This is a genomic window from Dolichospermum sp. UHCC 0260 (genome assembly GCF_009711985.1).
Lineage (GTDB): Bacteria > Cyanobacteriota > Cyanobacteriia > Cyanobacteriales > Nostocaceae > Dolichospermum > Dolichospermum lemmermannii.
Genome location: NZ_VIKZ01000043.1, coordinates 26817 through 37605, shown reverse-complemented (window position 1 = coordinate 37605; position 10789 = coordinate 26817). Strand labels below are relative to the sequence as shown.

At 38.9% G+C, this 10789-nt stretch carries 9 protein-coding genes and 1 pseudogene; 4 read left to right on the top strand and 6 right to left on the bottom strand.

The window, feature by feature from the left end:
- Positions 1-7: 7 nt before the first annotated feature.
- Positions 8-1147 (bottom strand): TRAP transporter substrate-binding protein, encoded by a 1140-nt coding sequence (locus FJR08_RS16590; RefSeq protein WP_168633920.1) that lies wholly within the window; start codon positions 1145-1147, stop codon positions 8-10.
- A 165-nt stretch (positions 1148-1312) separates the two neighbouring features.
- On the opposite strand from FJR08_RS16590, the gene FJR08_RS16585 reads away from it, so the two are divergent.
- From FJR08_RS16585 to FJR08_RS16575, 3 genes are all read left to right on the top strand, one after another.
- Positions 1313-2119: a Uma2 family endonuclease gene (locus tag FJR08_RS16585; protein WP_168633919.1), complete on the top strand. Its 807-nt coding sequence runs from the start codon at positions 1313-1315 to the stop codon at positions 2117-2119.
- 204 nt (positions 2120-2323) lie between these two features.
- Positions 2324-2947 (top strand): TRAP transporter small permease subunit, encoded by a 624-nt coding sequence (locus FJR08_RS16580; protein ID WP_174783131.1) that lies wholly within the window; start codon positions 2324-2326, stop codon positions 2945-2947.
- An 8-nt stretch (positions 2948-2955) separates the two neighbouring features.
- Positions 2956-4299 carry a TRAP transporter large permease subunit gene (locus tag FJR08_RS16575; RefSeq protein WP_168633918.1) on the top strand — a complete coding sequence of 448 codons (1344 nt, stop codon included), beginning with the start codon at positions 2956-2958 and terminating at the stop codon, positions 4297-4299.
- 189 nt (positions 4300-4488) lie between these two features.
- Here FJR08_RS16575 and FJR08_RS16570 read toward each other — a convergent pair whose 3' ends face one another.
- The 4 genes from FJR08_RS16570 to FJR08_RS16560 all read right to left on the bottom strand — a co-directional run bounded on the left by FJR08_RS16570 (position 4489) and on the right by FJR08_RS16560 (position 6831).
- Positions 4489-4905 carry a putative toxin-antitoxin system toxin component, PIN family gene (locus FJR08_RS16570; RefSeq protein ID WP_168633917.1) on the bottom strand — a complete coding sequence of 139 codons (417 nt, stop codon included), beginning with the start codon at positions 4903-4905 and terminating at the stop codon, positions 4489-4491.
- Positions 4898-5116 carry a hypothetical protein gene (locus FJR08_RS16565; RefSeq protein WP_039199250.1) on the bottom strand — a complete coding sequence of 73 codons (219 nt, stop codon included), beginning with the start codon at positions 5114-5116 and terminating at the stop codon, positions 4898-4900. Before FJR08_RS16565 ends, FJR08_RS16570 begins: the two co-directional genes overlap by 8 nt.
- Before the next feature lie 211 nt (positions 5117-5327).
- Positions 5328-5663 (bottom strand): hypothetical protein, encoded by a 336-nt coding sequence (locus FJR08_RS24290; protein WP_323294406.1) that lies wholly within the window; start codon positions 5661-5663, stop codon positions 5328-5330.
- The gene (locus FJR08_RS16560) at positions 5623-6831 is read right to left on the bottom strand and encodes a pentapeptide repeat-containing protein (RefSeq protein WP_323294407.1); all 1209 of its coding nucleotides are present in this window, start codon (positions 6829-6831) and stop codon (positions 5623-5625) included. Before FJR08_RS16560 ends, FJR08_RS24290 begins: the two co-directional genes overlap by 41 nt.
- A gap of 256 nt (positions 6832-7087) precedes the next feature.
- Here FJR08_RS16560 and aspS point away from each other — a divergent pair, with 256 nt between their 5' ends.
- Positions 7088-8875: an aspartate--tRNA ligase gene (aspS, locus tag FJR08_RS16555; protein WP_168633916.1), complete on the top strand. Its 1788-nt coding sequence runs from the start codon at positions 7088-7090 to the stop codon at positions 8873-8875.
- A gap of 310 nt (positions 8876-9185) precedes the next feature.
- Here aspS and FJR08_RS16550 read toward each other — a convergent pair.
- Positions 9186-10789, bottom strand: a pseudogene (locus FJR08_RS16550) (calcium-binding protein); the annotation flags it as partial.

Sequence of the window (10789 nt, the reverse complement as noted above, 5' to 3'; positions counted from 1 at the left end):
GAAATTCTCAATTCCCTGCTTTCATTTTTCCATAAGCATAACGAACAAAACTGCCTTCATTGAGATTGTTCCACGCATACATCCGATCTCTAAAGGGTTTCCACTGTTCATAAACGGCTTTAAAATCAGCGTCTTTAGCTGCAAACTCATCATATAAAGCAAAAGAGGCTTTTTCCGCAGCTTCCAAAATTTCCTGACTATAAGCACGTAGTTGAGTACCCGTTTTTAATAGTTTCTCTAAGGACTCATTATTGCGGACATCATAACGAGCTAACATTGTTGTATTCGACTGAAATGCAGCAGTTTCTAATGCTGCTTGGTATTGCGGTGGTAACTTTTTCCATTCGTCTAAATTCACTTGTACTTCTAAAGTTGGACCTGGTTCCCACCAACCTGGATAATAGTAAAATTTAGCGACTTTATTTAAACCCAATTTTTCATCATCATAGGGGCCTACCCACTCAGCCGCATCAATAGCCCCTGTTTGTAAAGCCTGAAAGATTTCCCCCCCTGGAAGAGTCTGCACAGTTACGCCTAATTTAGCCATAACTTGCCCTCCTAAACCGGGAATCCGCATTTTTAAGCCTTTGAGATCATTGAGGGTTTTCACTTCGTTGCGAAACCATCCCCCCATTTGTGTGCCAGTATTTCCCGCAGGAAATTGAATCACATTAAATTTACTGGCGTAAATTTCCCGCAGTTTGGTTAAACCTCCGCCTTGATATAACCAAGCGTTTTGTTGTTGGGCATTAAGTCCAAATGGTACTGATGTACCAAAAGCGAGGGCAGGACTTTTACCAATATAGTAATAAGCGGCAGTATGTCCAGCTTGTACAGCACCTTGGGAAACCACATTCAGAACTTCTAAACCGGGGGCTATTTCTCCAGCCGCACGGGGTTCGATAATAAATTTACCGTTAGTGAGAACTTTGACACGTTCTGCTAATACCTGCGCTCCACCAAATATAGTTTCTAAGGACAATGGCCAACTTGTCGCCATTTGCCATTTTATTGTCGGTAGATTACTGGTGTCGGTTTGAGCGGTTGCTGTTTTATTTTGAGCTTTTTGACAACCACCAATAATTGCTACTCCTGTGGCAGCGATCGCACTTTGAGATAATCTGTTAACAATAGCTCGGCGTTTCATAAAAGTTACTATTATTGACTAACTGGAGGATTTCACTACAATATCATGTTTGATTTGATTGTGTTAATACACTGAAAACTTATTATTTCTTATAATTTTGCCAATTGCTGATCATTTCCGATTAGTATAAAAATATTAAGTAATTTCTAACTAAATTTAACGGCTATGTTAGAAACTGTTTTGGCTGAACCTAGCATTAAACTGCCACCCACCCAGGCAGAACTTCCTTGTGATGATGGTATCCCCATGGAGACACAAAGACATAAATTACAAATGGATATTTTAATTGATACCATTCAGCCTTGGTTAGAGCAAAGGACTGATGGATACGTAGGTGGCAATATGTTTGTCTACTACAGTTTAGCACAATTGAAAAATCAAGATTTTCGAGGTCCAGATTTCTTTGCTGTTTTGGGTGTACCGAAAACAGAACGATTGTCTTGGGTAGTTTGGGAAGAAGGAAAACCCCCAGATGTAGTAATTGAATTACTTTCAGAAAGCACAGCTAACAATGATAAAAATCAGAAAAAATTGATTTATCAAAATCAAATGCGCGTTTCTGAATATTTTTGGTATGACCCGTTTAACCCAGATGATTTTGCCGGTTTTGATCTTAACAGTGGTGCATATCAACAGATTGCTCTAAATGAGAAAAATCAATTGGTGAGTAAAGTTTTAGATTTAGCTTTGGTACGTTGGGAAGGTAATTATAGAGGCGTTGATGCCACTTGGTTACGCTGGGCAACTTTGGACGGTGAATTATTTCCCACTTCTCAGGAAATGGTAATAATTACACAACAAAGAGCAGATGAAATAGAACAAATTGCAGAACAGGAAAAACAACGGGCAGAACAAGCTGAATTGCAATTAAGACACGTTGCTATTAAGTTGTTACAGAATGGAATGTCTATAGAACAAGTGGCACAATTGACAAATTTGGATATTTTGGAGGTGGAACAATTGATGAATTAATAGTAAAAATTCACTAAAGTTTTTCTCGTTCCCATACTCTGTATGGGAATGAATTCCAGAAGGCTCTGCCTTCAATAACAGCAGAGGCAGAGCCTCCGTTAAGTCATTCCCAGTCAGAGACTGGGAACGAGATAATTTATTCCCTGGCTGACTGGTGACTGGCTGACTGTATTCTCAGGTCTTACCTTTAATTTATTATGTTCTATGCGTGACTCAAGCAGATTTTCCTTAATTCGTAAACTCTTAAAATTTTCTCAGTTTATTGACAATGGTGCTGATAAATTGGGATGGTTATCGAATTGGCTAGTTTTACTAACAATTGGAGTCGGTTTTTTTAATGTTGTCGTCCGTTATATGGGTCGTTTCATTGGCGTACAATTGTCTTCTAATGCCTTATTAGAACTGCAATGGTATTTATTTTCTCTAACTTTCTTACTCGGCTTTGTTTATATTTTACGTCATGGGGAAAATGTCCGCGTTGATTTTCTCTATACTAATATGAGTGAAAAAAAACGCGCCTTAGTTGATTTTGTGGGAACAGTTTTATTTTTAATTCCCTTTTGTCTACTTGGTATTTGGGTAACAATCAATCCGGTTTTACAATCTTGGGGCAGATTAAGTGACGGTAGTTGGGGAACTTGGGAAATATCTTCTGACGCTAATGGTTTACCCCGCGCCCCAATCAAAACTATGGTTCCTATAGCCTTATTATTGCTGCTTTTGCAAAGTATTTCTCAAGCAATTAAGTATTTAGCAGTATTATTAGGCTATCAACAAGTAGAAGATCAACTAAGGTTAGAGACTTCAGAAAATATCAATATTGAATAGGAGAAAATATGGGTTTTGAATGGTTAGCAATTTTAATGTTTGTCGGCTTTTTCTTTATTCTCATGAGTGGCTTTCCTGTCGCTTTTTCTTTCGCCGGCACAGCCATTGTTTTTGGACTTATTGGTACAGCAGTTGGGGCTTTTAATCCGGCGCGTCTCCTCCTATTACCTAATAGTTGGTTTGGCACAATGTCCAACTTTACCTTACTTGCTATTCCCTTCTTTGTCTTTCTGGGTGCAGTTCTAGAAAAGTCAGGATTAGCAGAAGAATTATTAGAAACTATCGGCATTATTTTAAGTCGTGTCCGGGGAGGATTAGCTTTAGCAGTTGTTTTAGTGGGAACTGTTTTAGCAGCCACAACCGGAGTCGTAGCCGCCACAGTAATTGTCATGGGAATGTTATCATTACCGTTAATGTTACGCTATGGCTATGATAAAAAATTAGCTTCAGGAGTTATTATTGCTTCTGGTACTTTAGCTCAATTAATTCCTCCCAGTTTAGTCTTAGTGATTCTGAGTGATCAAATTGGTGTTTCTGTGGGAGATTTATTTTTAGGGGCATTAATTCCCGGATTAATGTTATCTGGTGCTTATATTCTCTATATTTTAGGACTAGCTTTTTTTCAACCGGAAAAAGTCCCAATGATACCAGATGATGTGGTAATTCCTCAAGGGACTCAATTAATTAAACAAGTTTTCAAAGCTGTTGTTCCGCCGATTATTTTAATTTTTGCAGTGTTAGGTAGCATTTTCTTTGGTGTAGCTACTCCCACCGAAGCGGGGGCTGTAGGTGCTGTTGGGGCTTCTATTCTCGCCGCTTTTAATAAACGGTTAACACCACAATTAATTCGTGATGCTGCCCATTCTACCGCAGTGATTACAGCTTTAGTGGTGATGATTTTATTCTGTTCTTCGATGTTTAGTTTGGTGTTTGATGCTTTGGGTGGCAAAACTCTGATTACTAATTTATTAATAGGGTTACCCGGAGGATATTGGGGGTTTTTAATTGTTAGTAATATCGTGATTTTTATTTTGGGAGCTTTTTTAGAATTTATTGAAATTTGCTTTATTGCTATGCCTTTATTAGTACCAGCAGCCCAAGCTTTAAATATTGATATGGTGTGGTTTGGTGTGGTTATGGCAGTGAATTTACAAACCGCATTTATTTCTCCACCTGTGGGATTTTCTTTGTTTTATTTACAAAGTGTTGCCCCTAAAGAAGTGAGTACATTGGATATTCATAAAAGTGCGATTCCTTTTATGGTTTTACAGTTTATTGTCTTGTTAATTGTGATTATTTTCCCGCAAACAGTTCGCTGGTTAATTGATATTTCGGCAACCACTGGGGTTTAAGGCATTTTTGGGCGGTTGGAAACCGCGTCTACACGGGCAAAATCTGCCTACGCAGGTTAAAAGATTTCTTTCTTATCATAAGCTGTTACGCAGCTAAATTTGATAACCATAATTTACTTGAACTTTGTGGTGCGGGCATCTTGCCCGCTAGAATTATACAAACTAAATTCACAACAGCTTATTTTATTATCAAACTGAGAAAATTTCTAAAAATTGCGTGGCGGTAATAATATCAACTCCTTGAAAGGGATGAAGTTCTAATAAATCTTTATCTCCCGTAATAATATGAGTTGCATTACCATTAATAGCAACCTCAAGAAATTTGTCATCTTTTGGATCTCTACACTCCTTAATCATCTGAACTATTTCAGTTTCTTCTGATTCAAGTTTGAATTTAGCTAAGAATTGAGTACGAATACTCACAAAAATATATTTATCGAATTTTGAGCGATTGAGGATTTCTTGTAGTTCTTGAAAAGTCGCATCTGAAAATAAAATTATTCCTAAGCTTTTGGCTTTTTTGAATGCCACATCTGGAATAGATGACTTAATCAAAACGGCACTAACTAAAATGTTTGTATCAACAACAAAACGTAATTCATCCATTCTGAAGAATCTCATTTAAAATTTCTGGAGTTAATCCCCTATTTTTCCCTTGTTCTTGCATTTCTTGGATAATGTCATCTAGAGATTTATCTTGAATAATTAATTTGAGCAAATCGTTAACAATAGTCTGAATTTTTTGCTGTTTTTGCGGTTCTGCTGCTTGATAGGCTTTGGCAACTTCTGCATCAACTTTAATGGCAATTGTTTCCATATTTTGATAGAAAAAATAAATTACGTTTGTTTGATTATAGCATTTAACAGATACAAGAGGGCTGATTCTCCCCTCTTAACGATATTTTCAAAGGCGGTTAGAAACCGCGTCTACACGGGCAAAACCCACCTTCGTGGGTTAAATTCCTCTTGGAAGGACTTTGTTTGTATAGCCGCTATATAATCAATCTTTTAGGCTAAAAAATGGGTTTCTAACCTAAACCTAAAAAACCAGCAATTAACGGTAATAACTTACCACATTCTTCAACTAATTTGGCCGCCGTTGGTAAATTAGCAATTGTTCCTTTTAACATTGTGATTGCTGTATCTGCTAAATCCTGTTTTTCCTGAGGATTTTGGGCGGCTTCTGCTAAAGATTTGACTTGTTTTAAGGCCTTTTCTTTGTCTTTTGCTGTTAAATCAGTATCAGTTTCAATTGCGGTTTTTAATTGTGTCAATAATTCTTTAATTCCTGGTTTATCCGGTTCGGGTGCTGTTGCTAATTCATTAATAGTATTCTCCACTACTCGGACGACGTTCCCGGTCATCTGTTCCAGGTTTAGGATATTCTAAAAGGTAGACAAAACGACAATCTACATTATCTAATATCGTTGTACTTTCAATATTCCAAGCTTCCACACAAGCACCTGTGATATGAGCTTTGGTGAAATTAGTACCGACGGCTTGAGTAAGAGTCAGATTTGCCCATTCTAAATTAGCTCCTTGAAAAGTGGCTTGAATAATATCAGCATTGTTAAAATTAGCCTCTTTCAAGTCTGCACCTATTAGGTTTGCACCTTTCAGATTTGCACCAAAATAAGATTTATCTCTACCATTTAAAGTAACGAGCAAATTGAGAACAGCAGGGTTATTTAATATAGTATTACCCGGTCTAGCAAAATCGAGTTTTTTGGCTTCATAAAAACGAGTGCGCGTTAGATTTGCTGTTCTGAAATCTGTGTTTTTCAGGATTGCACCTGTAAAATCAGCGTCAGTTAAATCAGCACCATAAAAACTTGTGCCTCCCGTAGCAGCAAAAGCAATAGCATAAGAGCGAATCCAAGGATCTCTTTCATCTCCCTTTAAACTACGCCAGCCGATATAAGCACTAAAAATTACAAAAACTACAGCGACGGGAAATACAAAACAGTGTTTCAATATAACAGCAAAGATCAAGGCAAAGAAAATGGTAAAGAAAATGGCAAAAATAAAGGTGAAAGCGAAGGAGAAGACAAACGTGAAGGTTACAGAACAGGTGACTACACCAGTAAAAGCCAAAACAAGTAATCCCATTGAAATTCCTTGTATGGGTGAAGCCGAGGTAACAGCCGAAACTGCTACGACACCAAAGGCGACGGCGACCATTCCTAAACCTGCCAATAAACCTTTACGAGCAGTAATGATACAAAAAATAGCTAATGTAATGAGTGCGACTATACCAGCGATTATATTTTTACTTAAAGCAGAGGATAACAATACAGCAGAAACCGTGGAAAAGAACCCTGATAGCGCTGACAGTAACAACGTAATTATTAGTAACCCAATTACCCAACGCTTCTGTAGTCCAGCCTTAGCGCCTGTAAAATCAGCATCTTTAAGGATAGCGTTTGTAAAATTTGCCCCTCTAATATCGGCTTTGCTAAAGTTCGCACCTGTCAGGTTTTGACCTTTAAAAGAGCGTCCCTGAAGATTTTGACCGCTGTAGTCTGGTGGCATAATCACATCCGCAAGAGATTATCTGTTAAATTGTACACTTATTTGCGAGTATTATTCCAGGTTTTAGTCAAATTATGTTAAATTTTGTGAAAATTGCTTATTACTACCTATGCCAGAGATAAAGACTGAAAATAACCAGTTGAGGATTTTTGCTGATTTTTCTTCACCGAAAATGACTACAATGAATGTTAATGCTAGATAATGGGGAAGCCTTGACATTTACCCAACCTAGCCCGGAACCAAAGAACTAACAACTATGCGAACTCACTATTGCGGCGAACTCCGAAAAGAACATATTGGTGAAACTGTTACCTTTTACGGATGGGTAGACCGTCGCCGCGATCACGGTGGTGTGATATTCTTAGATTTGCGCGATCGCTCTGGTATTGTCCAAATCGTCAGCGACCCCCAGCGCACCCCAGACTCCTATGAACAGGCTAACGCACTCAGAAATGAATATGTTGTAGCTATCACCGGTAGAGTTACCCAACGTCCTCCAGAATCTCTAAATCCTCGACTTCCTACTGGCGAAGTGGAAATCTATGCGGATAAAATAGAACTACTCAACGCCGTCCGTAAACAATTACCTTTCCAAGTTTCCACCGCAGACACGGAAACAGTCAGGGAAGACTTGCGGTTAAAATATCGTTATTTGGACTTACGACGGGAACGCATGGCGCAAAATATGCAATTGCGTCATCAAGTCATCAAAGCCATGCGGCACTACCTGGAAGACTTAGAAGGTTTTATTGAAATTGAAACCCCCATTCTCACCCGTTCTACTCCCGAAGGGGCGCGAGATTATATTCTTCCCAGTCGCGTGAATGAGGGTGAATGGTTTGCTTTACCGCAATCTCCCCAACTTTTCAAACAATTATTGATGGTATCGGGAATGGATAGATACTATCAAGTGGCGCGATGTTTCCGGGATGAAGATTTACGTGCTGATAGACAACCGGAGTTTACTCAATTAGACATGGAAATGAGTTTCATGTCTGAAGATGAAATTATCGAACTTAACGAAAAGTTAGTTTGTCATATTTTCAAAACCGTTAAAGGAATTGATTTACCTCGTCCTTTTCCTCGTCTTCCTTACGCGGAAGCTATGAACCGTTACGGAAGCGATAAACCAGATACCCGCTACGGTTTAGAATTAATTGATGTTTCCGACATTTTAAAAGATTCCGGTTTTAAAGTTTTTCGAGAAGCTGTTGCTAATGGTGGTATCATTAAAATTCTCCCCATTCCTAACGGTAACGATGCAATTTCTAATGTTCGCATTAAACCAGGTGGAGATATTTTCCGAGAAGCCGCAGAAGCAGGTGCGAAAGGTTTAGCATATATCCGCGTGCGGGAAAATGGCGAAATTGACACCATTGGCGCAATTAAAGATAATTTAACACCGGAACAAAAGCAGGAAATTTTAACAAGAACAGGTGCAAAAGCTGGACATTTGTTATTATTTGCGGCTGCTGATACAAACACCGTTAATAAAACTTTAGACAGAATTCGTCAATTTGTGGCTAAGGAATTTAAGTTAATTGAGAAAGACAAAATTAACTTCCTGTGGGTAACAGAATTTCCCATGTTTGAATGGAATGCAGATGAAAAACGTTTAGAAGCATTACATCACCCATTTACAGCCCCTCATCCTGATGATATCAATGATTTGAAAACCGCCCGCGCTCAAGCCTATGATTTGGTTTTAAATGGCTTTGAAGTTGGTGGGGGAAGTTTGCGAATTTATCAGCGAGAAGTTCAAGAACAGGTGTTTTCAGCTATTGGTTTATCAACAGAAGAAGCACAAAGTAAATTTGGCTTTTTGTTAGAAGCTTTTGAATATGGTACTCCTCCCCATGGTGGTATTGCTTACGGTGTAGATCGTTTGGTAATGTTGTTATCTGGAGAGGAATCTATTCGTGATGTGATTGCTTTTCCTAAGACTCAACAAGCTCGTTGTTTGTTAACAGATGCTCCTGGAAATGTGGACGCAAAACAATTGAAAGAGTTGCACGTTACTTCGACTTTTAAACCCAAGGTTTAAGGTTTGATTATTCCCTCTGCTTTTTTGCAGGGGGTTTAATTTTGGAAAGAAGGTTTCGCGCAAAGGTACAAAGGAGCAAAGACGCAAAGGAAGAGGTTAGAAAGTTACATTTACAGCGGTTTCCGATCTGATGAAGTACAAAGTTGAATCATGAAACTCTTGTGGTGCGGGCATCTTGCCCGCTAAATATGTACCTCATAACACCGGGAAGTGCTGTATTAATTTTGGGTAAGAGTTCCTACTAAAATTTGCGTCAATATTTCTAAAATTGATCTAATGCAATATGTGGTTTTTTCACCTAAAAATCACGTTAAGCGGAAACAAATGACCCAATATCTGGACCTAGAATTGTTATGTCACTACCAATAAATTTACCAGTGTGGTTGACTGTTACAATACCGAGTAAATCCAGGTCATGGGCACCATTTCTCCTTTTACCGTCGGCTCCTTGATCACTATAAACTCCCAGTCTGATTTGACCATCTATACCATTAGTAATGTTAATACTACTAATGTCTCCAGAAATTTTTCCATTACCATCAATAACTTTCACAGCTACAGTATGGCCGATAATTCTGATCTTATCTCCTTCTCCGCCATTACCACTAAAGTCCATGATCGTATCATCGCCAATACCCTCAACCCAGTGATCATGATAGTTGTTATTTTCCCCAGCCACACCCATCCAATCAACAGTACCGCCGGTTTGAAGGTGTTGCTTGTAAATACTTTCCTTAGCATTGATCAATAGTTTAAACTCAAAGGTATCTGACCCAGTATCACCGATGAGTGTATCATTTGCTTTGAGACCATCGGGATTAAAAAATTGTGCATCGAAGACAAGATCAGATATAGTTGCACCAACAGCAACAGATTGTTTTGGTATATTAGAGTCACTCAAGCTGGTAATCAGATCATCACCGCTACCACCCATCATCGTGTCACTTCCCAAGGCTGATTCCAGTGTATCATTACCTTGACCTCCGCTCAACTTATCAGAGCCAGCAGCAGAAGTATTAATAGTTGCGTACTTCAAGTAACCATTACTATCAAAGTCTGTAGCCAAAAGGGGCGTATCACCATAGAGTGCGTCATTTCCAGCCAGCCCTAGAATCCTATCCTGACCTCGTCCACCTACGATTGTGTCATTTCCTGAAGTACCGAGAATTTCCTTACCGACGACACCACTAAATGACCCAATATCTGGGGTTTGAACCGCTACATCCTTAGCGATATTGAAATTGCCATCATGGTTGACTGTCACAATACCGAGTACATCCAAATCATGAGCGCCTGTTCCTCGTTTACCGTCAGCCCCTTGATCACTATAAAGTCCCAGTTTTACCTGAGTTGCTGTGCTTGAAAGAAGTTTGTAGGTGACAGTATGACCGATAATGTTGATCTTATCTCCTTGGCCGCCAGTACCACTAAAATCCATAATCGTATCACTACCAATACCGTCAACCCAGTGGTCGTGATAGTTGTTATTTTCTCCAGCTACACCCATCCAATCAATTGTACCGTCAGATTGAATGTGTTTTTCGTAAATATCAACTCCTGCATTAATCAACAGTTTAAACTCGAAGGTATCTGAACCCGCACCACCAATAAGTATATCGTTTGCTTGCAGACCATCAGGATTAAAATATGCTGGGTCAAAAACAAGGTCAGCTATTGTCGCACCAATAGGAACATTATTTTTATTTTCAGCCGGTATGTTAGAATCACTAATGCTGGTGATGATATCATTCCCGTTTTCACCGGATAAAGTGTCACTTCCTAAGGAAGCTGTAATTACATCATTACCGTTACCCCCTTTCAAGAAGTCGTTACCATAACTATTAACAGTTGCCTTGAAAAGGTAACCAGCACTATCAAAGTGTTCGTCTAAAAGTGTATCATCACCAAAGATTG

What these genes read in the sequence shown, in the direction of transcription:
- FJR08_RS24290 (WP_323294406.1), bottom strand. Translation starts at nt 5,663, where the DNA reads ATGACCGGGAACGTCGTCCGAGTAGTGGAGAATACTATTAATGAATTA.
- FJR08_RS16570 (WP_168633917.1), bottom strand. Translation starts at nt 4,905, where the DNA reads ATGGATGAATTACGTTTTGTTGTTGATACAAACATTTTAGTTAGTGCC.
- FJR08_RS16575 (WP_168633918.1), top strand. Translation starts at nt 2,956, where the DNA reads ATGGGTTTTGAATGGTTAGCAATTTTAATGTTTGTCGGCTTTTTCTTT.
- FJR08_RS16560 (WP_323294407.1), bottom strand. Translation starts at nt 6,831, where the DNA reads ATGCCACCAGACTACAGCGGTCAAAATCTTCAGGGACGCTCTTTTAAA.
- FJR08_RS16580 (WP_174783131.1), top strand. Translation starts at nt 2,324, where the DNA reads ATGCGTGACTCAAGCAGATTTTCCTTAATTCGTAAACTCTTAAAATTT.
- FJR08_RS16585 (WP_168633919.1), top strand. Translation starts at nt 1,313, where the DNA reads ATGTTAGAAACTGTTTTGGCTGAACCTAGCATTAAACTGCCACCCACC.
- FJR08_RS16590 (WP_168633920.1), bottom strand. Translation starts at nt 1,147, where the DNA reads ATGAAACGCCGAGCTATTGTTAACAGATTATCTCAAAGTGCGATCGCT.
- aspS (WP_168633916.1), top strand. Translation starts at nt 7,088, where the DNA reads ATGCGAACTCACTATTGCGGCGAACTCCGAAAAGAACATATTGGTGAA.
- FJR08_RS16565 (WP_039199250.1), bottom strand. Translation starts at nt 5,116, where the DNA reads ATGGAAACAATTGCCATTAAAGTTGATGCAGAAGTTGCCAAAGCCTAT.